The 20,333-nt window shown below is 74.7% G+C and carries 20 protein-coding genes; 14 read left to right on the top strand and 6 right to left on the bottom strand.

The features are described from left to right. The first annotated feature begins 70 nt into the window (after positions 1–70). The gene (locus tag G6556_RS07190; RefSeq protein WP_166939881.1) at positions 71–451 is read left to right on the top strand and encodes a hypothetical protein; all 381 of its coding nucleotides are present in this window, start codon (positions 71–73) and stop codon (positions 449–451) included. Between the two features lie 21 nt (positions 452–472). Here G6556_RS07190 and G6556_RS07185 read toward each other — a convergent pair whose 3' ends face one another. Together G6556_RS07185 and G6556_RS07180 are read right to left on the bottom strand one after the other, a co-directional pair. Further along, positions 473–904: an arsenate reductase ArsC gene (locus G6556_RS07185; protein ID WP_166939879.1), complete on the bottom strand. Its 432-nt coding sequence runs from the start codon at positions 902–904 to the stop codon at positions 473–475. A 49-nt stretch (positions 905–953) separates the two neighbouring features. Further along, positions 954–2,315 carry an MATE family efflux transporter gene (locus G6556_RS07180; protein ID WP_166939877.1) on the bottom strand — a complete coding sequence of 454 codons (1,362 nt, stop codon included), beginning with the start codon at positions 2,313–2,315 and terminating at the stop codon, positions 954–956. A 298-nt stretch (positions 2,316–2,613) separates the two neighbouring features. Here G6556_RS07180 and dnaB point away from each other — a divergent pair, with 298 nt between their 5' ends. Then, the gene (gene dnaB / locus G6556_RS07175) at positions 2,614–3,984 is read left to right on the top strand and encodes a replicative DNA helicase (protein ID WP_154727855.1); all 1,371 of its coding nucleotides are present in this window, start codon (positions 2,614–2,616) and stop codon (positions 3,982–3,984) included. A gap of 45 nt (positions 3,985–4,029) precedes the next feature. Here dnaB and G6556_RS07170 read toward each other — a convergent pair whose 3' ends face one another. Further along, the gene (locus tag G6556_RS07170; protein WP_166939873.1) at positions 4,030–4,635 is read right to left on the bottom strand and encodes a TetR/AcrR family transcriptional regulator; all 606 of its coding nucleotides are present in this window, start codon (positions 4,633–4,635) and stop codon (positions 4,030–4,032) included. Between the two features lie 96 nt (positions 4,636–4,731). Here G6556_RS07170 and G6556_RS07165 point away from each other — a divergent pair, with 96 nt between their 5' ends. After that, on the top strand, positions 4,732–5,754 hold the full coding sequence (locus tag G6556_RS07165; protein WP_166939871.1) for an NADP-dependent oxidoreductase: 1,023 nt from the start codon (positions 4,732–4,734) through the stop codon (positions 5,752–5,754). A gap of 58 nt (positions 5,755–5,812) precedes the next feature. On the opposite strand, the gene G6556_RS07160 is transcribed toward G6556_RS07165, so the two are convergent. Next, positions 5,813–6,766 carry a LysR family transcriptional regulator gene (locus G6556_RS07160; RefSeq protein WP_166939869.1) on the bottom strand — a complete coding sequence of 318 codons (954 nt, stop codon included), beginning with the start codon at positions 6,764–6,766 and terminating at the stop codon, positions 5,813–5,815. Between the two features lie 81 nt (positions 6,767–6,847). Here G6556_RS07160 and G6556_RS07155 point away from each other — a divergent pair, with 81 nt between their 5' ends. Beyond that, on the top strand, positions 6,848–7,924 hold the full coding sequence (locus tag G6556_RS07155; protein WP_346774769.1) for an aminotransferase class V-fold PLP-dependent enzyme: 1,077 nt from the start codon (positions 6,848–6,850) through the stop codon (positions 7,922–7,924). A 24-nt stretch (positions 7,925–7,948) separates the two neighbouring features. Here the strand turns inward: G6556_RS07155 and G6556_RS07150 are convergent, their stop codons facing one another. Further along, entirely contained in the window at positions 7,949–8,254 is a 306-nt protein-coding gene (locus tag G6556_RS07150) for an STAS domain-containing protein (RefSeq protein ID WP_166939865.1), read from the bottom strand. Between the two features lie 174 nt (positions 8,255–8,428). On the opposite strand from G6556_RS07150, the gene G6556_RS07145 reads away from it, so the two are divergent. The 9 genes from G6556_RS07145 to G6556_RS07105 all read left to right on the top strand — a co-directional run bounded on the left by G6556_RS07145 (position 8,429) and on the right by G6556_RS07105 (position 18,487). Beyond that, positions 8,429–9,421 carry an SDR family oxidoreductase gene (locus tag G6556_RS07145; protein WP_166939863.1) on the top strand — a complete coding sequence of 331 codons (993 nt, stop codon included), beginning with the start codon at positions 8,429–8,431 and terminating at the stop codon, positions 9,419–9,421. Positions 9,422–9,487: 66 nt separating this feature from the next. Next, the gene (locus tag G6556_RS07140) at positions 9,488–10,381 is read left to right on the top strand and encodes an aldo/keto reductase (RefSeq protein ID WP_166939862.1); all 894 of its coding nucleotides are present in this window, start codon (positions 9,488–9,490) and stop codon (positions 10,379–10,381) included. A 160-nt stretch (positions 10,382–10,541) separates the two neighbouring features. After that, positions 10,542–10,706 (top strand): hypothetical protein, encoded by a 165-nt coding sequence (locus tag G6556_RS19420; RefSeq protein ID WP_166939860.1) that lies wholly within the window; start codon positions 10,542–10,544, stop codon positions 10,704–10,706. Continuing rightward, the gene (locus tag G6556_RS19415; RefSeq protein WP_166939858.1) at positions 10,703–10,792 is read left to right on the top strand and encodes a potassium-transporting ATPase subunit F; all 90 of its coding nucleotides are present in this window, start codon (positions 10,703–10,705) and stop codon (positions 10,790–10,792) included. The genes G6556_RS19420 and G6556_RS19415 overlap by 4 nt, the downstream gene beginning before the upstream one ends. Beyond that, a complete protein-coding gene (gene kdpA, locus G6556_RS07125; protein ID WP_166939856.1) occupies positions 10,792–12,462 on the top strand; it encodes a potassium-transporting ATPase subunit KdpA in 1,671 nt (556 codons plus the stop codon). Before G6556_RS19415 ends, kdpA begins: the two co-directional genes overlap by 1 nt. Positions 12,463–12,467: 5 nt before the next feature. Continuing rightward, complete coding sequence (kdpB, locus tag G6556_RS07120; protein ID WP_166939854.1) at positions 12,468–14,651, top strand: potassium-transporting ATPase subunit KdpB; 2,184 nt, start codon at positions 12,468–12,470, stop codon at positions 14,649–14,651. 28 nt (positions 14,652–14,679) lie between these two features. Next, positions 14,680–15,285, top strand: coding sequence for a potassium-transporting ATPase subunit KdpC (gene kdpC, locus G6556_RS07115; protein WP_166939852.1), 606 nt, complete (start codon positions 14,680–14,682; stop codon positions 15,283–15,285). Between the two features lie 5 nt (positions 15,286–15,290). Next, positions 15,291–17,807: a DUF4118 domain-containing protein gene (locus tag G6556_RS07110; RefSeq protein WP_166939850.1), complete on the top strand. Its 2,517-nt coding sequence runs from the start codon at positions 15,291–15,293 to the stop codon at positions 17,805–17,807. Further along, positions 17,804–18,487, top strand: coding sequence for a response regulator transcription factor (locus G6556_RS07105; protein WP_166939848.1), 684 nt, complete (start codon positions 17,804–17,806; stop codon positions 18,485–18,487). The genes G6556_RS07110 and G6556_RS07105 overlap by 4 nt, the downstream gene beginning before the upstream one ends. Positions 18,488–18,638: 151 nt before the next feature. On the opposite strand, the gene G6556_RS07100 is transcribed toward G6556_RS07105, so the two are convergent. Then, a complete protein-coding gene (locus G6556_RS07100; protein ID WP_166939846.1) occupies positions 18,639–19,517 on the bottom strand; it encodes a DMT family transporter in 879 nt (292 codons plus the stop codon). 39 nt (positions 19,518–19,556) lie between these two features. On the opposite strand from G6556_RS07100, the gene G6556_RS07095 reads away from it, so the two are divergent. Continuing rightward, positions 19,557–20,075 (top strand): MarR family transcriptional regulator, encoded by a 519-nt coding sequence (locus G6556_RS07095; protein WP_166939844.1) that lies wholly within the window; start codon positions 19,557–19,559, stop codon positions 20,073–20,075. Positions 20,076–20,333: the final 258 nt, after the last annotated feature.

Below are 20,333 nucleotides of genomic sequence, written 5' to 3'. Positions count from 1 at the left end.
GTCCGGGGTCGCGGGGATCTCCGTCGCGCGGCGGAGGCGGCGCGCCCGGTGCGCGACCTACGGTCGGGAGATGGCCGATCAGCCCGCTGCTCCGACCCCGCCCGACCCGGGGGCGATCGACCCGGTGTCGCCCGGTACCGGAGCCGCGTCCGAGATGGAGCCCGCGGGCGACGACGCCGGGACCCGCGTCGCCTACCTGCCGATCGGGCTGGTGTTCCTGGTCCTGGGCGTCTCCGGGCTGTTCAACGACAGCCTGCGGTACGGGGCGCTGGCCTTCCTGCCGGTCGGGTTCGTGTTCCTGATCCTGGCGATGCAGGCGCGGTGGGACGACGACGCCGACCACGGTGCCGGGCACGGTGAGGCGGCGCCGGCGGGTGGGGACCAGCGCGCGGGTGACCCCGAGACGGGCGACGCCTACACGGGCGACCCGGACCCGTCCCCGCGCGCCTGACGTCCGGCCGGAGGCGCGGGATCAGCCCCGCGCGAGCGGTCCCGCCTGCGCGACGCCCAGCGACGCCAGCAGCCCCTCGACGCGCCCACGGATCTCGTCCCGCACGCCGCGCACCATCGCGAGGTCCTGCCCCGCCGGGTCCTCGAGCACCCAGTCCTCGTACCGGGTCCCCGGGTAGTACGGGCACGCGTCCCCGCAGCCCATCGTCACGACGACGTCGGACGCCTGCACCGCCTCGGGGGTGAGCACCTTGGGGTGCGCCGTCGTGAGGTCGATCCCGAGCTCGGCCATCGCCTCGATCGCCACCGGGTTGACCCGGTCCGCAGGTGCCGACCCGGCGGAGCGCACCTCGACGGCGCCGCCGGACAGCGAGGTCAGCAGGCCGGCGGCCATCTGCGAGCGGCCGGCGTTGTGCACGCAGACGAACAGGACGCTCGGTCGGGGGTCGGTCATCGTGCGGTCTCCTCGGGAGTGCGGGCCGGTCGCGGACGACGGTAGCCGGTCACGCGCCGGTGACCATCCAGGTGTCCCGCCGTGCCCGCAGCCCGGTGGTGACGGCCCGCGCGAGCATGAAGACGCCCGCGAACGCCGACCACAGCCACGCCAGGCCGGCCCAGCCGTCCGGCGCCCAGGCACGCACCGCCAGCGCGAACGGCACGTACGCCACGAGCGTCACCATGCCCGCGGCGGCGAGGAACCGGCCGTCGCCGGCGCCGATCAGCACGCCGTCCAGGACGAACACCCAGCCCGCCATCGGCATCAGCACCGCCGCGACGGCGAGGCTGAGCGTCACCGCGTGCCGCACGTCCGGGTCGGAGGTGAACAGCGCCGACAGCCACCAGCCGAGCCCGCCGGTGAGCGCCCCGAGCACCACCCCGGCGCCCACGCCCCACGCCAGCGTGCGGCGCAGCAGCGCGCGGACCAGCACGGTGTCCCCGGCGCCGAGCGCGTGCCCGATGAGCGCCTGCGCGGCGATCGCCAGCGCGTCGAGGGCGAACGCGACGAAGCCCCAGATCGCGTTGACCACCTGGTGGCCGGCGAGCGCGACCGGCCCGAGGCTGGTCGCCACCCAGACCGTCAGCAGGATCGCCGCGCGCAGCGACAGCGTCCGGAGCAGCAGCGGGGTCCCGGTGCGGACGCCGGCGAGGATGCCGCCCGGTGCGGGCCGGAGCGAGGACCCCGCCGCGCGGGCGCCCCGGACGACGACCACCGTGAGCGCCACGCCCATCGCGACCTGCGTCGCGGCGGTGCCCGCGCCCGAGCCGGCGATGCCGAGGTGCAGCCCGTAGACGAGCACGACGTTGAGGACCGCGTTCACCGCCGCGCCGACGCCGGCGACGACCAGGGGGGTCTTCGTGTCCTGGAGGCCGCGCAACGCGCCCGTGGCGGCCAGGACGACGAGCATCCCCGGCAGGCCCGGCGCGGACGCCCGGAGGTACAGCACCGCCTGGTCGGCGACGTCCCCGGTCGCGCCGAGCGCACCCACCGCCCAGGGGGCCACGACCACCGCGACGACGGCCAGCAGCACGCCGAGCCCGGCGGCGAGCCACAGGCCGTCGACGCCGACCTGGAGCGCGCCCGTCCGGTCACCCGCACCCAGGCGCCGCGCGACGACGGCGGTGGTGGCGTAGGCCAGGAACACGCACAGCCCGACGATCGTCACCAGCAGCGTCGACGCGAGCGACAGCCCGGCGAGCTCGGTCGTCCCCAGGCGTCCGACGATGGCCGAGTCGACCAGCACGAACAGCGGCTCGGCCACCAGCGCGCCGAGCGCGGGCACCGCGAGGCCGAGGATCTGGCGGTCGACGGTGGACGGCACCTGTCCGAGGCGTGAAATGGCGGCCAACAACTTCTCCGTCCACATGGGTTCACGGTGTTTGCGCCGGTGAGAACGCCCTGCTCACAGGCGTGCCCGGCTTCATCCACACCTGTGTCCACGACCTGTGGACATCTCACGGTGCGCGTCCACAGCCTTCCACAGCCTCGTCCCCATCCCCTGTGGACGTCTCGCTCGACGGACGGTCCCCGGGGGTCCTAACCTCGCGTCGGCGCGCGGACCGAACACGGTCGCCCGCCCTCCCCGGACGTGTGGGTGGGCGGTGCTAGAACGGATGTTCGACGGCGGTCGCCGGGGGACGAGCGAAGGTGGGGCGGGCAGCAGCGTGACGATCGAGGAGCTCGAGTACGGGGCCCCCGCGGGCCAGGGCCGCGCGGCGTTCGACCGGACCCCGCCGCAGGACCTCGACGCCGAGCAGAGCGTCCTCGGCGGCATGATGATCTCCAAGGACGCCATCGCCGACGTGGTCGAGGAGATCCGCGGCAGCGACTTCTACCGGCCGGCGCACGAGGCGATCTACGACGCCGTCCTCGACCTGTACGGCCGCGGCGAGCCCGCCGACGCCGTCACCGTCGCGGACGAGCTGACCAAGCGCGGCGAGATCGGTCGCGTCGGCGGCGTGCCGTACCTGCACACCCTCATCTCGATGGTCCCGACCGCCGCGAACGCGGGCTACTACGCCCGCATCGTCCGGGAGCGCGCCGTGCTGCGCCGCCTCGTGGAGGCCGGCACCCGCATCGTGCAGCTCGGCTACGCGACCGACGGCGGCGACGTCGAGGAGATCGTCAACAACGCCCAGGCCGAGGTGTACGCGGTCAGCGACCGGCGCACCACCGAGGACTACCACCGGCTCGGCGAGGTCGTCGCCGGCACCCTGGACGAGATCGAGTCCGCCGGCCACCGCGGCGAGGGCATGGTTGGCGTCCCGACCGGCTTCGCCGACCTCGACCGGCTGACCAACGGCCTGCACCCGGGCCAGATGATCGTCATCGCGGCCCGACCCGCCATCGGCAAGTCGACGCTCGCGCTCGACTTCGCGCGCGCCGCGTCGATCAAGCACCAGCAGGCGTCCGTCGTGTTCTCGCTCGAGATGAGCCGCTCCGAGATCACCATGCGTCTGCTGTCCGCCGAGGCCCGCGTGCCCCTGCAGAAGATGCGCAACGGCTCCATGGGCGACGACGACTGGCAGAAGCTCGCGCAGATCCAGGGCAAGCTCACCGAGGCCCCGCTGTTCATCGACGACTCGCCGAACATGTCGCTCATGGAGATCCGCGCCAAGTGCCGGCGGCTCAAGCAGAAGCACGACCTCAAGCTCGTGATCATCGACTACCTGCAGCTCATGTCGTCCGGCAAGCGCGTCGAGTCCCGGCAGCAGGAGGTCTCCGAGTTCTCGCGTGCGCTCAAGCTGCTCGCCAAGGAGCTCGAGGTCCCCGTCATCGCGCTGTCGCAGCTGAACCGTGGTCCCGAGCAGCGCACCGACAAGAAGCCCGCGATGTCCGACCTGCGTGAGTCCGGCTCCATCGAGCAGGACGCCGACATGGTGATCCTGCTGCACCGCGAGGACGCCTACGAGCGGGAGTCCCCCCGGGCGGGCGAGGCGGACCTCATCGTCGCCAAGCACCGCAACGGCCCGACCGACGTCATCACCGTGGCGTTCCAGGGGCACTACTCGCGGTTCGTGGACATGCAGGCCTGACGAGGGACGAGCAGGCGCCCTCCGGGTCCGTCCCGGCGGGCGGCATCACCGGGGAGTCGCAGTCGCGGCGACGGCGCTCGCGAGCACCGCACGGGCGGTGTCCAGGGAGCGCGCCGCCTCCGCCCGGTCGACCCGGACCAGGGCGAACGCCGAGATGACCAGGCCGGTGCAGACGTCGGACAGGGTCTGCGTCGCGTCGTCCGCGAGGTGTGGGAGGCGGGCGCGCACCCCCGCGGCCATCGCGGTGCGGAGCTCGGCGGCGTACGCCTCGACGACCGCGGCGACGCCGTCGTCCTGCCCGATGGGTGCGTTGGCCGCGTTGACCAGCAGGCACCCGCTGGTCGCCGGCAGCGTGTCGCCGCGCAGCAGCGCGTCTCGGAGGCCGGTCAGGTAGTGGTCCAGCGCGTCGGGGGCGACGTCGTCCTCCGTGAGCGGGCGCAGGCGGGGCCGGACGACCTCGTCCAGGTAGCTGTCGACGGCGGCGTCGAACAGCCCTCGCTTGGACGCGAAGGCGTGGTAGATGCTCGACCGGCTGAGCCCGGTCGCCCGCTCCAGGTCGGGCAGGGCGGTCGCCTCGTACCCGCGCGCCCAGAACACCGCCCTGGCGGCACGGACCGCCGCCGCGGTGTCGAACGTCTGGTTGCGCCCCATGGGACCCCTCCGGTGTGCGGACCGATCGACCCAGCATATAGTGGACCGATCAGTACAAAAACGATCGGTCCCGGCGCGCCCGGGACGAGGAGATGCATGTCCCGCACCACCAGCACCCAGATCCAGCTTGTCGCGCGTCCGCAGGGGTGGCCCACCCACGACGACTTCCGCACGGTCGCCGTGGAGTACGGCGACCTCGAGCCCGGGCAGGTGCGCGTGCGCAACGCCTTCCTCTCGGTCGACCCGTACATGCGCGGCCGGATGAACGATGTGAAGAGCTACACCCCGCCGTTCGCGCTCGGGGAGACGATGACCGGCGGCGCCATCGGGCACGTGGTCGAGTCCGCCGCCGACGACGTGCCGGTCGGGGCGCTCGTGCAGCACGAGCTCGGCTGGCGCGACGTCGCCCAGGCGGACCGGTCGGCGTTCCGCGTCGTCCCGGAGCTGCCGGGCGTCCCGCTGTCGGTGCGCCTGGGCATCCTCGGCATGACCGGCCTGACCGGGTACGTGGGCCTGACGGCCGTCGCCGGGATGCGCGAGGCGGACACCGTGTTCGTCTCCGGGGCGGCGGGTGCCGTCGGGACCGCCGCCGGGCAGATCGCGCGGCTCCTGGGGGCGAAGCGGGTCATCGGCTCCGCGGGGTCGGCGGAGAAGGTCGCGCTGCTGACCGAGAAGTACGGCTACGACGCCGCGTTCAACTACAAGGACGCGCCCGTCCGCGAGCAGCTCGCCGCCGTCGCCCCCGACGGGGTGGACGTGTTCTTCGACAACGTCGGCGGCGACCACCTGGAGGCGGCCCTCGACGTGCTGAACCCCGGCGGGCGGGTCGCCCTGTGCGGCGCGATCGCGGGGTACAACACCACCGAGAAGCCGGCCGGGCCGGACAACATGGCGAACGTCATCACGCGGGGGCTGACCCTCAAGGGCTTCACGCTCGGCGGGTACGCGCACCTGGCGCCGGAGTTCTCCGAGAAGATGGCCGCCTGGCTCGGCGCCGGGCAGATCGCCTACGACGAGACGGTCGTCGACGGGATCGAGAACGCCGTCGACGCGTTCCTCGACATGATGCGCGGCGCGAACACCGGGAAGATGCTCGTCCGCATCGCCGAGCAGGGCTGACGCCGGGGCCGGCGCCGGCCGCACACGCGCGGCCGGCGCCGCCCCGCGGCCGCGCCCGTCAGTCCCGTCGCCGCCGCCGCGGGGCGGGCCAGACGTGCGCGGCCGCGAGCCGCTCGGCCGCACCGCGGAGCGCGTCGAGCGCCGCCGCCACCGCCGGCACCCGCGTGGTGCCGGGCTGCGCCACCGCCTCGATCGCCCGAATCGCCCCGGGGCGCGTCGGGTGCGCCGTGACCCCCGGGTGCGGCACCGCCGCAAGCGCGAGGCCGGGCAGCGCGGCCACGCCGAGGCCGGCGCGCACCAGCCCGAGCGCCGCGACGTAGTCGTCCGTGGCGAAGTCCACCCGCGGCGCGAAGCCCGCCCGGGCGCAGGTCCCGACGAGCTGCGTGCGGCACTGCGGGCAGCCGGCGATCCAGGGCCGGTCCGCCAGCCCCTCGAGGTCCACCGCGCCGTCGTCCTGACGGTCGGACCCCGGCAGGACGACCACGACGTCGTCCTCGAGCAGCGGCACCCGGAGCCGCCGCGGGCCGTCGCCGTCCGGGTCGGTCGCGGCGTCGCGGAACACGACGGCGATGTCCACCCGGCCGGCGTCGACCTCGGCCAGCGCCTCGGGCGGCTCGGCCTCGGCGAACGTCGGCACGAGCCCCGGGTGTCGCACCCGCAGGGCCGCGAGGGCCGCAGGCAGCAGCGTCGCGGCCGCGGACGGGAACGCCGCGATGCGGACCCGGCCGGCCCGCAGGCTCGCCACGGCGGCGACCTCCTCCAGCGTCGCGTCGAGCGCGGACTGCACCGCCACGGCGTTGCGCGCCAGCACCAGCCCCGCCTCGGTCAGGCGGACGCCGCGACCGGCCCGGACGACGACGGGCGTCCCCAGGACGCGCTCGACGGCCCGCAGCTGCTGGCTCGCGGCGGGCTGGGTCAGACCGAGCTCGCGCGCCGCCGCGGTGACGCTGCCCGTGTCGTGCACGGCCCGCACCAGCCGCAGCGCGGCGGCGTCGAGCGGCCGGGAACCCATGGCCACGAGCATAAGCGGGGTGCATGAGTATGACGAGAACAGCCCGTTGATCGTATGCCTGCGCCACCCGAGGGTGGAGGGGTGCTCACCTTCGACGACCTCCGTGACCAGTTCCGCCCGCGTCCTGGGCACCTCGACGCCGCGACCGCAGGGGTGGCGCCGACCCGGATGCTCCAGGCGCTCCGCGCCGACCTCGAGCGCTGGGGCGACGGCGGGCTGGACGTCGCGCGCTACGAGGACGCCGTGGCGCGGGCCCGGGCCGCGTTCGCGTCGCTCGTCGGCGTCCCGGCGTCCCGGGTGGCGATCGGCGGGCAGGTGTCCGCCATGGCCGGCACGGTCGCTGCCTCCCTGCCGGACGGCGCCGAGGTGCTGTGCGTGGACGGCGACTTCTCCTCCGTCGTGTTCCCGTTCCTCGCGCAGGGGGACCGGCTGCGGGTGCGGCACGTGCCGGCGGGCGACCTGGCCGCCGCGATCAGCCCGGGGACCGGCCTGGTCGCGTTCTCGCTCGTGCAGTCGGCGACCGGACAGGTGCTCGACGGCGAGGGCGTCGCGGCGGCGGCCGCGGCGGTGGGCGCCCGCACGCTGTGCGACCTGACCCAGGCCGCGGGGTGGCTGCGGGTCGACGCGGGCCGGTTCGACCTGACGGTCACCGCCGCCTACAAGTGGCTGTGCGCGCCGCGCGGCACCGGCTTCCTGACCGTCCGGGCGGACGCCCAGGAGATGCTGCGCCCGGTGCAGGCCGGCTGGTACGCGGGCGACGACCCGTGGGCGTCCTGCTACGGCCCGGAGATGCGGCTGGCGCGCGACGCGCGCCGGTTCGACGTCTCGCCCGCGTGGCAGGCGTGGCTGGGCGCCGCGGAGTCGGTCGGGCTGTTCGCCGCGGCCGACGCCGGGGAGGTCGAGCGGCACGCGCGCGGTCTGGCGGACGCGCTCTGGACGGGTCTCGGCCTGCCGGGGTCGGACGGCAGCGCGATCGTCACGCTGCCGGACCCGGACGGCACCCGCCGCGCGGCGCTGGAGCGCGCCGGGTGCCGGGTGGCCGGACGCGCCGGCCGGGTGCGGGTCGCGTTCCACGTGTGGAACGACCGGGACGACGTCGACCGGGCGCTGGACGCGCTCACCTCGGCCCGGACCGCCGGCTCCGCCGAGCGCCGCTGACCGGTCCGGTCCGGCCCCGGTCCGCTACGACACGCCCAGCACCTCGGCGAGCCCCGCGAGCTCGACGACGTCGGCGGCCCGTGCCGGCAGGTTCCGGATCGAGCAGCTCAGCCCGACCTGCTGGCACGCGCGCCGGCACTGCACGAGGAACGCGATCCCCGCGGAGTCGATGTACGCGACGTCCGCGAGGTCGACCACGACGGGTGCCCCGGCGGTGAGCGCGTGGCCGAGGGCGCGGCTCGCGTCGTCGCGGAGCGCGAGGTCGATCTCGCCGACGAGCCGGACGACCGTGGTGCCGTCGTGGTCCTGCACGGTGATGAGGCTGTCCATGGCGAGGTCCAGGGGGAGGGGTGTCCGCCCCCGGGCTGGCGCGGCCGGCCGGCCTGCGGCTCCGGCTGGGCGGTCCGCGGTCGACGCGCCCCCACTGTCGCACTGCCCGGTCGACGGCGACACCGGAGCGGCGCGGGTGCGCGTCCGGGCGCGCGCTCCGTTAGCGTGCCGGGCATGGCAGCAACGCGGCTCCTCGTCATCGGCGGCACCGGCGTCATCAGCTCGGCCGTCACCCGGCTCGCCGTCGAGCGGGGGCTCGACGTCACGGTCCTCAACCGCGGGTCGAGCGCGACCCGCCCGCTCCCGGACGGCGCGGAGGTCGTCCAGGCCGACGTCCGGGACCCGGCGTCCGTCCGCGCCGCGCTGGGGGACCGGGAGTTCGACTCGGTCGTCGACTGGGTGGCGTTCACCCCGGAGCACGTGCAGACCGACGTCGACCTGTTCGCCGGGCGGACCGGGCAGTACGTGTTCATCTCGTCGGCGTCGGCGTACCAGACGCCGCCGGAGCGGCTGCCGGTCACCGAGTCGACCCCGCTGCGCAACCCGTTCTGGGAGTACTCGCGGGACAAGATCGCGTGCGAGGACCTGCTGGTCCGCGCCTACCGCGACTCCGGCTTCCCGGCGACGGTCATCCGGCCGTCGCACACCTACGACCGGACGCTCGTCCCGCTCGACGGCGGCTGGACGGCGCTGGAGCGGATGCGGCAGGGCCGCGAGGTCGTGGTGCACGGGGACGGCACCTCGCTGTGGACACTCACGCACCACGAGGACTTCGCGCGCGGGCTGGTGCCGCTGCTGGGGAACCCGCGGACGCTCGGTGAGGCGTTCCACATCACGTCCGACGACGTGCTGACCTGGGACCAGATCGTGCGGGCGCTCGCGGCCGCCGCGGGTGTCGAGCCGCGGATCGTGCACGTCCCGTCGGACGCGATCGCCGCGGCGGACCCGGAGTGGGGCGCCGGGCTGCTGGGCGACAAGGCGCACTCGATGGTGTTCGACACGACGAAGCTGCGCCGGCTGGTGCCGGAGTTCGCCACGACGATCCGGTTCGAGCAGGGCGCCCGGGAGATCGTCGACTGGTTCGACGCCGACCCGGCGCGCCGCGTCGTGGACGAGCGCCTGGACGCGGTGATGGACGACCTGGTGGCGAGGTTCCGCGTGGGGTGAGCATGCTGGGACCCGGCGCCGCCGCGTCCCGCCCGCGCCGCACCCACCCCGTGCGAAGGAGCACCCGTGCAGCACCGCAGCATCGGCCCGTACACCGTCTCCGCGATCGGCCTCGGCGCCATGCCGATGTCGATGAACAACGACAAGGTCTACCCGGACCACGACGAGGCGATCGCGACGATCCACGCGGCGCTCGACGCCGGCGTGACGCTCATCGACACCGCCGACATCTACGCGCCCTCCTGGGACCAGATGGGCCACAACGAGCGCCTCGTCGCCGAGGCCGTCCGGACGTGGGGCGGTGACACCGACGGCCTGCTCATCACCACGAAGGGCGGCATCACCCGCAGCGAGGGCGAGCAGTGGGGCCGGGACGGCTCGCTGCCGTACCTGCGGTCGGCGGTGGAGAAGTCGCTGCGCGAGCTCGGGGTCGAGGCGATCGACCTGTACCAGTACCACCGCCCGGACCGGTGGATCGTCTACGGCGAGATCATCGAGAACCTCGCGACGCTGAAGCGCGAGGGCAAGATCCGCGAGATCGGCATCTCGAACGCGAGCGTCGAGGAGATCGAGATCGCGCAGCAGGTGCTGGGCGAGGGCGGTCTGGTCAGCGTGCAGAACGAGTTCTCGCCGCGGCACCCGGGCAGCTACGACGAGCTGCGGTACTGCGAGCAGCACGGGATCGCGTTCCTGCCGTGGAGCCCGCTGGGCGGCACGGGCGGCGGCGGCCGGGGCGTGGGCGACCGGTTCACCGTGTTCCGCGAGATCGGGGAGGTCCACGGGGTCAGCCCGCAGCAGGTGGTGCTCGCGTGGGAGCTCGCGCTGAGCGACGTGCTGGTGGCGATCCCGGGCGCACGCCGGCCGGCGTCGATCACCGACTCGGCGGCGGCGGCCGACCTCACGCTCACGGCCGACGAGGTGGAGCGCTGCTCGCGCGCGGTGGGGCTCGACGTCGGCTGACACCCGCGCCCGCCCGAGCGACGGAACCCCCGGTCACCGCAGCCGCGTGACCGGGGGTTCCGTTGTCCCGGCCGCCGACCGCACGCGATCCGTCAGGAATCCCCGGGTGCCCGTATGGAAGCCGTGAGGATGGCCGCCGGCGCGTCCCGGCGGGGGTCGGATGGGACACGGCCCGGCACCTGACCGGGCCGTCGACCGCGCCTCCCGGCCCGGTCGACGAGACCGATGTCGGGAGTCCCTCGTGCTGGACCTGGTGTTCGTGGCGGCCGTGGTCGCCCTGTTCGCGCTCGTGGGCGCCGTCGCCGCGGGGGTCGAGAAGCTGTGATCGTGCTCGACCTCGTCGCGGCGGCGCTCGGCGTCGCGGCGGTCGTCTACCTCGTCTGGGCGCTCGTGCAGCCGGAGCGGTTCTGATGGCCGCGTGGACGGCCGTCGCGCAGATCCTGCTCGCGGCCGGGGTGCTGGTCGCCCTGTACCGCCCCCTCGGCGACTACCTGGCGCACGTCTACACCTCCGCGCGGGACCTGCGGGTCGAGCGCGGGCTCTACCGGGTGCTCGGCGTGGACTCCCGCTCGGAGCAGTCCTGGCGCTCGTACGTGCGCAGCGTGCTGGCGTTCTCGCTCGTGGGCGTGCTGCTCGTGTACGCCCTGCAGCGGATGCAGGCCTGGCTGCCCTGGGACCTCGGGCTCCCGGGCGTCGGGCCGCACCTGGCGTTCAACACCGCGGTGTCGTTCGTGACCAACACGAACTGGCAGTCGTACTCCCCGGAGGTCACCCTCGGGTACGCGGTGCAGGCGCTCGGCCTCGCGGTGCAGAACTTCGTGTCCGCGGCGGTCGGCATGGCCGTGGCGATCGCCCTGGTCCGCGGGTTCGCCCGCCGCCGCACCGGCACGATCGGCAACTTCTGGGTCGATCTCACCCGCGGCACGCTCCGCGTCCTGCTGCCGATCTCGGTGCTCGCCGCGGTCGTGCTGATCGCCGGCGGGGTGATCCAGAACTGGGCAGGGTTCACGGACGTCAGCACCCTCGCGGGCGGCACGCAGGCGATCCCCGGCGGCCCGGTCGCCTCCCAGGAGGCCATCAAGCTGCTCGGCACGAACGGCGGCGGGTTCTTCAACGCGAACTCCGCGCACCCGTTCGAGAACCCGTCCGGCTGGACCAGCCTGTTCCAGGTCCTGCTCATGCTCGCGATCCCGTTCTCGCTGCCGCGCACGTTCGGCCGGATGGTCGGCTCGCACCGGCAGGGCTACGCGATCCTCGGCGCGATGGTCACGATCTTCCTGGCCAGCCTGGTGCTGCTCACGGTCGTGGAGTCGCGGGGGATGGGCACCGCCCCGGAGCTCGCCGGTGGCGCGATGGAGGGCAAGGAGCAGCGGTTCGGCATCGCCGCGACCACGCTGTTCGGCAGCGTCAGCACGCTGACCTCGACCGGCGCGGTCAACGGCATGCACGACTCGTTCACCGCGCTCGGCGGCCTGTTCCCGATGCTCAACATGATGCTGGGCGAGATCGCCCCCGGCGGCGTCGGCTCCGGCCTGTACGGGATGCTCGTGCTCGCGGTGCTGGCGGTGTTCGTCGGCGGGCTGATGGTCGGCCGCACCCCGGAGTACCTGGGCAAGAAGATCGGCCCGCGCGAGATCAAGCTCGCGTCGCTGTACATCCTGGTCACGCCGACCCTGGTCCTCGCCGGCACCGCCCTGTCGTTCGCGATCCCGGGCGTGCGCTCCGACGTCGAGTCCACGTCGATCTGGAACCCCGGCGTGCACGGCTTCTCCGAGGTGCTCTACGCGTTCACCTCGGCGGCCAACAACAACGGCTCGGCGTTCGCCGGCCTGACCGCGAACACCCCGTGGTTCAACACCGCGCTCGGCGTCGCGATGCTGCTCGGCCGGTTCGTGCCGATCGTGCTGGTGCTCGCGTTGGCCGGGTCGCTCGCCGCCCAGGACAAGGTGCCGGCGACCGCCGGCACGCTGCCCACCTCCCGGCCGCTGTTCGTCGGCCTGCTCACGGGCGTCACCGTGATCGTGACCGCCCTGACCTACTTCCCCGTTCTCGCGCTGGGTCCCCTGGCGGAAGGTCTGTGAACCGCATGTCCACCCTCACCACGCCGGCCGGTCCGACCGCGACCACCCCGGCCCCCGAGCACCCGTCCGCCTCCCCGCGCCGCGCGTTCGACCTCGGCCAGCTCCGTGAGGCGCTGCCGGGCGCGTTCCGCAAGCTCGACCCCCGCGTCATGTGGCACAACCCGGTGATGTTCGTCGTCGAGGTAGGCGCCGCGCTCACCACCGTGCTGGCCGTCGTGGAGCCGTTCACCGGCGGGCCCGAGGAGTCCGGCGGCGCGGCGACGCCCCTCACGTTCACGGCCGGGATCGCCGTGTGGCTCTGGCTGACCGTGCTGTTCGCGAACCTGGCCGAGGCCGTCGCCGAGGGCCGCGGCAAGGCGCAGGCCGACAGCCTGCGCCAGACCCGGTCCAGCACCACGGCCACGGTCGTCGACGGGTACGACGCCGCCCGCGACCCCGGCGCCGAGCGCGCCCGCACCCGGTCCGTGGCCTCTCCCGACCTGACGCTGGGCGACGTGGTCGTCGTGACGGCGGGCGAGCTGATCCCCGGGGACGGCGACATCGTCTGGGGCATCGCGTCCGTGGACGAGTCGGCCATCACCGGCGAGTCCGCCCCGGTCGTCCGCGAGTCGGGCGGCGACCGGTCGGCCGTCACCGGCGGCACCCGGGTGCTGTCCGACCGGATCGTCGTGCGGATCACCTCGAAGCCCGGCGAGACGTTCGTGGACCGGATGATCGCGCTGGTCGAGGGCGCGGCCCGGCAGAAGACGCCGAACGAGATCGCGCTGAACATCCTGCTGGCGTCGCTGTCGATCGTCTTCGTCGTCGTCGCCCTGACGCTGAACCCGATCGCCGGCTACTCGGGGGCCTCGGTCAGCGTGCCGGTGCTGGTCGCCCTGCTGGTCTGCCTCATCCCGACGACGATCGGCGCGCTGCTGTCAGCCATCGGCATCGCCGGCATGGACCGGCTGGTGCAGCGCAACGTGCTCGCCATGTCCGGCCGCGCGGTCGAGGCCGCCGGCGACGTCACCACCCTGCTGCTCGACAAGACCGGCACGATCACCTACGGCAACCGGCGCGCCGTCGCCTTCCTGCCGCTGACCGGGGTCGACCCCCACGACCTCGTGCGGTCCGCCGCGCAGGCCTCGGCCGCCGACCCGACGCCGGAGGGGAAGTCGATCGTCGACCTGGCGGGGGAGCAGCGCGGGCACGGCGTGGCCGGCGACGCCGCGACCGTCGCCGCGGGGACCGAGGTCGTGCCGTTCACGGCGCAGACCCGGATGAGCGGCGTGGACCTGCCGGACGTCACGCGGATCCGCAAGGGCGCCGGCTCGGCGGTCGTCGCGTGGCTGGAGGAGGAGGGCGCGCTGCCCGCCCCCGTGCGGCGCGAGCTCGACGCGCACGTCGAGCGCATCTCCTCCGACGGCGGCACCCCGCTCGTCGTCGCCGCGAAGGACTGGTCCGGCCGCGGCCGGGTCCTCGGCGTCGTCCACCTCAAGGACGTCGTCAAGGACGGACTGTCCGAGCGGTTCGCCGAGCTGCGCGCCATGGGCATCCGCACGGTGATGATCACCGGCGACAACCCCCTCACCGCGAAGGCCATCGCGGCCGAGGCCGGCGTCGACGACTTCCTCGCCGAGGCCACGCCCGAGGACAAGCTCGCGCTCATCAAGCGGGAGCAGGAGGGCGGCAACCTCGTCGCGATGACCGGCGACGGCACCAACGACGCCCCCGCGCTCGCGCAGGCGGACGTCGGCGTCGCGATGAACACCGGCACCTCGGCCGCCAAGGAGGCCGGGAACATGGTCGACCTCGACTCGGACCCGACCAAGCTGATCGACATCGTGCGGATCGGCAAGCAGCTGCTCATCACGCGCGGCGCGCTGACCACGTTCTCCATCGCGAACGACGTCGCCAAGTACTTCGCGATCATCCCGGCGCTGTTCGCCGGGGTGTTCCCGGGGCTCGCGGCGCTCAACGTCATGCAGCTGTCGTCCCCGGCGTCCGCGATCCTCTCGGCGATCGTGTTCAACGCGCTGGTCATCGTCGCGCTGATCCCGCTGTCCCTGCGCGGGGTGCGGTACCGCGCGGTCGCCGCGTCGTCGCTGCTCGGCAGGAACCTGCTGATCTACGGCCTGGGCGGCGTGATCGCGCCCTTCCTCGGCATCAAGCTGATCGACCTGGTCGTCAGCCTGCTGCCCGGCTTCTGACCCCTCCGGACCCGGGAAAGAGACAACCGTGAGCTCCCCTCGCACCACCTGGTCGCACCTGGGCGTCGCCCTGCGCGCGATGCTCGTCCTCACCGTGATCCTCGGGGTCGGCTACCCCCTGCTGGTCACCGGCCTCGGCCGGCTGATGCCCGCCCGCGCCGACGGCTCGCTCGTCACCGACACCGCGGGCACCGTCGTCGGGTCGGCGCTGATCGGCCAGTCGTTCACCGACGCCGACGGCGCCCCGCTGCCGCGGTACTTCCAGTCCCGGCCGTCGGCCGCCGGCGACGGGTACGACGCGGCGGCGTCGTCCGGCTCGAACCTCGGCCCGGAGAACCCGGACCTGATCGCCGCGGTCGAGGAGCGCCGGGCCGCGGTCGCCGACCTGGAGGGCGTCGAGCCGGCCGCGGTGCCGGCGGACGCGGTCACGGCGTCGGGCTCCGGGCTCGACCCGCAGATCAGCCCCGCGTACGCGGAGCTGCAGGTGCCGCGGGTGGCCGCGGAGCGCGGGCTGTCGGAGGACGAGGTGCGCGACCTGGTCGCCGCCACCACCGGGCCCGACCTCGGGTTCCTCGGCCAGGCCGGCGTGGACGTGCTCGAGCTCAACCTCGCGCTCGACCGGCTGGCGGGCTGACCCCGGTGCACAAGGGCCGGCTGCGCGTGCTGCTCGGCGCCGCCCCGGGCGTCGGGAAGACCTTCGCGATGCTCGAGGCGGGGCGGGACATGCTCCGCGACGGCAAGGACGTGGTGGTCGCGGTCGTGGAGACCCACGGCCGCGCCGCCACGGCCGCGCTGCTCGACGGGCTGGAGGTCGTGCCGCGCGCCGAGGTGCAGCACCGCGGCGTGCGGCTGTCCGAGATGGACCTCGACGCGGTGCTCGCCCGGCGGCCCCGGGTCGCGCTGGTCGACGAGTTCGCGCACACCAACGCGCCGGGGTCCCGGCACGAGAAGCGCTGGCAGGACGTGGCCGAGCTGCTGGCGGCCGGGATCCACGTCGTCACGACGGTGAACATCCAGCACATCGAGTCGCTGAACGACGTGGTGCGCACGATCACCGGGGTGCCGCAGCGGGAGACGGTGCCGGACGCGGTGCTGCGGGCCGCGGACGACGTCGAGCTGGTGGACCTGGCGCCGCAGTCGCTGCGCGACCGGCTCGCGGAGGGCAACGTCTACCCGGCGGAGCGGGTGGACGCGGCGCTGTCGAACTACTTCCGGCTGGGCAACCTGACGGCGCTGCGCGAGCTGGCGCTGCTGTGGCTGGCCGACGAGGTGGACTCCGCGCTGCGGTCCTACCGGGCCGAGCACGCGATCGAGGCCCCGTGGGAGGCCCGGGAGCGGGTGGTGGTGGCCCTCACCGGCGGGCCGGAGGGGGAGACGCTGCTGCGCCGCGGCGCCCGGATCGCGGCCCGGTCCTCCGGCGGCGAGCTGCTCGCCGTGCACGTCAGCGCCCAGGACGGGCTCCGGGAGAGCGACCCCGGCGCGCTGGTCGCGCAGGCGGCGCTCGCGGAGCAGCTCGGCGGGACGTTCCACCAGGTGGTGGGGGAGGACGTGCCGGGGGCGCTGGTCGAGTTCGCCCGCGGCCAGGACGCCACGCAGCTGGTCATCGGCCTCAGCCGGCGGAGCTGGCTCAAGGCCGCGCTCACCGGACCCGGCATCGGGGCGACGGTGATCCGCGAGGCCGGCGCCATCGACGTGCACCTCGTCAACCACGCCGCCGCCGGCACCCGGCTCGCGCTGCCCCGGCTCACCGGCGCGCTGACCGTGCGGCGGCGCGTGCTGGGGTTCCTGCTCGCGCTCGTCGGCGGCCCGCTGCTCACCTGGCTGCTGGTCGTCGCCCGCAACGAGCAGTCCCTCGCCAGCGACGTGCTCGCCTACCAGCTGCTCGTCGTCGTGATCGCGCTGGTGGGCGGCCTGTGGCCCGCGCTGTTCACGGCGCTGATGTCCGGGCTGACGCTGAACTACGTGTTCGTGGCGCCGGTGCACACCATCACCGTCACCGAGCCCGTGCACGTGCTCGCCCTCGGGCTCTACGTCGCGAACGGCGCGCTGGTCAGCCTCGTCGTCGACCAGGCCGCGCGGCGCAGCCGGATCGCCCAGCGCGCCGCGGCGGAGTCCGAGATGCTGATCGGGATCGCGGGCGGCGTGCTGCGCGGGCAGGACGCGCTCGGGGCGCTGCTCGCCCGCACCCGCGAGGCGTTCGGCCTGGACGCGGTGCGGCTGCAGGTCGCCGGGGCGCCCCGGGTGGAGAAGGGCGAGCCGGCGCCCGGCGCGACCCCGACCGCCGTGCCGGTCACCGACGACGCGACGCTGGAGCTGTACGGGCCGCCGCTGGACCGCTCGGCGAGCCGGCTGCTCCCGGTCGTGGTCACGCAGGCCGCGGCCGCGCTCGACCACGCCCGGCTGACGGAGGCGGCGCGCGAGATCGAGCCGCTCCTCGAGACCGACCAGGTGCGCAGCGCCCTGCTGTCCGCCGTGAGCCACGACCTCCGGCGCCCACTGACCGCCGCCGCCACCGCCGTGAGCAGCCTGCGGTCCGACGACGTCGACTGGTCGCCCGCCGACCGCGCCGAGCTGCTGGCCACGGCCCAGGAGAGCCTCGACACCCTGACCGTGCTGGTCACGGACCTGCTCGACGTGAGCAGGGTGCAGGCGGGGGTGCTGGGCGTCTCGTGCACCAGCACCGACGTGGACGACGTGATCCTGCCCGCGCTGGACGAGCTGCACCTCGGCCCCGACGACGTCGAGCTCGACCTGGACCCCGCGCTGCCCCTGGTCCGCGCCGACCCCGCCCTGCTGCGCCGCGTCGTGGTGAACGTCCTCGCCAACGCCGTGCACTTCAGCCCTCGCGGCTGCCGACCCCGCCTCACGACCAGCGCGTTCGCCGACCGGGTGGAGATCCGGGTCGTCGACCACGGGCCGGGCGTCGAGACCGAGCGGCACGCCGACCTGTTCGTGCCGTTCCAGCGCCTCGGGGACACCGACAACACCACCGGTCTCGGGCTGGGGCTCGCGCTGTCCCGCGGGTTCACCGAGGGGATGGGCGGCACGCTCACGCCCGAGGACACCCCCGGGGGCGGGCTGACGATGGTGGTGAGCCTGCCGACGGCGGGCGCGAGCGCCGCCGCCGGGCCCGAGCCCGCGGAGGTGCGGCCGTGAAGATCCTGGTCGCGGACGACGACCCGCAGATCCTCCGCGCCCTGCGCATCACGCTGCGCGCCCGGGGCTACGAGGTCCTGACCGCGACCGACGGCGCGGAGGCCCTGGACCTCGCGGCGGCGCACCGCCCCGACCTGTACCTGGTGGACCTGGGCATGCCCCGGCTCGACGGGGTCGGGCTCATCCACGCGCTCCGCGGCTGGACCCAGGCGCCGGTCCTCGTCGTGTCCGGCCGCGCCGGCTCGGACGACAAGGTCGAGGCCCTGGACGCCGGGGCCGACGACTACGTGACGAAGCCGTTCAACCTCGACGAGCTCCTGGCCCGGCTGCGCGCGCTCGGGCGCCGCTCGGCCGCGCCGGACGACGAGGCCCCGGTCGTGGCGTTCGGCGGGGTCACCGTCGACCTCGCCGCGCGGGTCGTCACGCGGGCCGGCGTCGGCCCGGTGCACCTGACGCCCACCGAGTGGCAGGTGCTGGAGATGCTGGTCCGCAACCCGGGCCGGCTGGTCACGCGGCAGACGATCCTGTCCGAGATCTGGGGCACCCACCACGTCACGTCCTCGGGCTACCTGCGCCTGTACCTGTCCCAGCTGCGCAAGAAGCTGGAGCCGGAGCCCGGGGCGCCGCGGTACCTGCTGACCGAGCAGGGGATGGGTTACCGGTTCGCCCCGGACGGCTGACGGCCCGGGGTTCACGTGCGCGACCGCTCCGGCTCCCACCGACCGCCCTCCCACGCCCGCGGAGGCTCCCGCGGGGATCGTGGTGGGTCGGGGACCACCACGGTCTCGGCCGCGTGCCTCCGGTACCGCTGGGAGCCTCCGAACGGGTCGGTCAGCGCACCAGCGCGGGCACCCGGCGCCGGGCGCGGGTCGCGCCCAGGGCCATCGCCACGAGCACCACCGCGATCCCCACGACCTGCCGCCAGGACAGCACCTCCGCTGCCAGCACCGTCCCGAGCAGCACCCCGGTCACGGGGTTGAGCAGCCCGACGAGGCCGACCGTCGACGGCCCCAGGTGCCCCAGCGCCGCGAACCACGCCACGTTCGCGACCGCGGTCGCGATCAGGGAGACGTACGCGAACCCGAGCAGCGCCGTGCCGTCGAGCGCCGGGGGCGCGCCCTCGACGACGAGGGCCACCGGGAGCAGCACCAGCGCACCGGCGACGAGCTGCCAGGCGGTCAGCGGCAGCACCTCGACCTCGCCCTGCCAGCGGTTCGCCAGCACGTAGCCGACCGAGGACATCAGCATCGCCGCGACCGACGCGAGCACGCCGCGCGGGTCGAGCGCGGCGCCGTCCCCGCCGCCCAGCAGCATCACGCCCACGCCGACGACGCCCAGCACCCCGCCGACGACGGCCCGGAGCCGGGGCCGCTGGCCGAGCAGCACCCACGCGGCCAGCATCATCGCGACCGGGCCGACCGCCATCACGGTCGAGGCGATGCTGCTGGGCAGCGCCTGCGCCGCGACGTAGACCAGGGCGAAGAACGCGCCGACGGTGAGCGTGCCGAGGACGGCGGACCGCCACCACCACGAGCCGCGCGGGAGCCGACGCGCCAGGACGAGCAGCACGAGCCCGGCCGGGAGCGCCCGGAGCACGCCGCCCCACAGCGGGCTGTCGTCGGGCAGGGTGTGCCGGGTGACGTAGTAGGTGCTGCCCCACAGGACGGGCGCGATGGCGGCGACCGGGAGCCAGCGGCGATTGTCTTCCACGGAAGCGACTATACCTTCCGAGGAAGATATGCTGTGGGCATGGCACCCGACCACGTCGACCGCATCCAGCAGGAGTGGGCCCGCGAGCGGCCCGACGTCGACGTCCGCCCGCAGGGCGTCATCGGCCGGCTGCACCGGCTGGCGCTGGCCCTCACCGACGAGATCACCGAGGTCTACCGGGAGCACGGGCTCGGCGAGGGGGAGTTCGACGTGCTCGCCGCGCTGCGCCGCGCGGGGGAGCCGTACGAGCGCGCGCCCGGCGACCTCGCCGCGCACACGATGGTGACCACCGGCGCGATGACCAAGCGCGTCGACCGGCTGGAGCGCGCGGGCCTGGTGTCCCGGCGGCCGAGCGCCGACGACGGGCGGGGCCGGGTGGTGGCGCTCACGCCCCGCGGGCGCGAGGTGATCGACGCGGCGTTCACCGCGCACATGGCCAACGAGCGCCGGCTGCTGGACCTGCTCGGCCCGGAGGAGGACGCCGCGGAGCTGGAGCGGCTGCTGCGCCGGTGGCTCGCCGCGTTGGACGACGGCGAGAGCCGCTCCGCCGTGCGCTGAGCGTGCGGCCTCGGCCGACCTGCCGCGACGTCGAGCCCGGTCCGGGTTCGGGCGTCGGGTAGGCCGGACGGACCACCGACGTCCGTCGCAGGGCGGATGTGGTCCGCAGGACCCCCTGGTTAGCGTGACGGGACGACCTCGTCGACCACCCCGGAGGACCCCGCCATGCCGTCCACCCCGCCCGCCCCCCGCGTGCTGTCCGCCGCGCTCGGCGGACAGCACGCGGGGGGCGGGCGGGGTGGACGGCATGGCGGGGTC

The sequence above is a fragment of the Cellulomonas sp. IC4_254 genome (genome assembly GCF_011603975.1).
Classification (GTDB): domain Bacteria; phylum Actinomycetota; class Actinomycetes; order Actinomycetales; family Cellulomonadaceae; genus Cellulomonas.
This window is presented reverse-complemented; position numbering and strand designations above follow the sequence as displayed.

Excerpts from the sequence above, each read along its gene's own strand:
- G6556_RS07095 (WP_166939844.1), top strand. The coding sequence starts at position 19,557 with ATGGCACCCGACCACGTCGACCGCATCCAGCAGGAGTGGGCCCGCGAG.
- kdpB (WP_166939854.1), top strand. The coding sequence starts at position 12,468 with ATGTCCACCCTCACCACGCCGGCCGGTCCGACCGCGACCACCCCGGCC.
- G6556_RS07160 (WP_166939869.1), bottom strand. The coding sequence starts at position 6,766 with ATGGGTTCCCGGCCGCTCGACGCCGCCGCGCTGCGGCTGGTGCGGGCC.
- G6556_RS07165 (WP_166939871.1), top strand. The coding sequence starts at position 4,732 with ATGTCCCGCACCACCAGCACCCAGATCCAGCTTGTCGCGCGTCCGCAG.
- G6556_RS07185 (WP_166939879.1), bottom strand. The coding sequence starts at position 904 with ATGACCGACCCCCGACCGAGCGTCCTGTTCGTCTGCGTGCACAACGCC.
- G6556_RS07180 (WP_166939877.1), bottom strand. The coding sequence starts at position 2,315 with ATGTGGACGGAGAAGTTGTTGGCCGCCATTTCACGCCTCGGACAGGTG.
- G6556_RS07170 (WP_166939873.1), bottom strand. The coding sequence starts at position 4,635 with ATGGGGCGCAACCAGACGTTCGACACCGCGGCGGCGGTCCGTGCCGCC.
- kdpA (WP_166939856.1), top strand. The coding sequence starts at position 10,792 with ATGGCCGCGTGGACGGCCGTCGCGCAGATCCTGCTCGCGGCCGGGGTG.
- G6556_RS07145 (WP_166939863.1), top strand. The coding sequence starts at position 8,429 with ATGGCAGCAACGCGGCTCCTCGTCATCGGCGGCACCGGCGTCATCAGC.
- G6556_RS07190 (WP_166939881.1), top strand. The coding sequence starts at position 71 with ATGGCCGATCAGCCCGCTGCTCCGACCCCGCCCGACCCGGGGGCGATC.
- G6556_RS07150 (WP_166939865.1), bottom strand. The coding sequence starts at position 8,254 with ATGGACAGCCTCATCACCGTGCAGGACCACGACGGCACCACGGTCGTC.
- G6556_RS19420 (WP_166939860.1), top strand. The coding sequence starts at position 10,542 with ATGGGACACGGCCCGGCACCTGACCGGGCCGTCGACCGCGCCTCCCGG.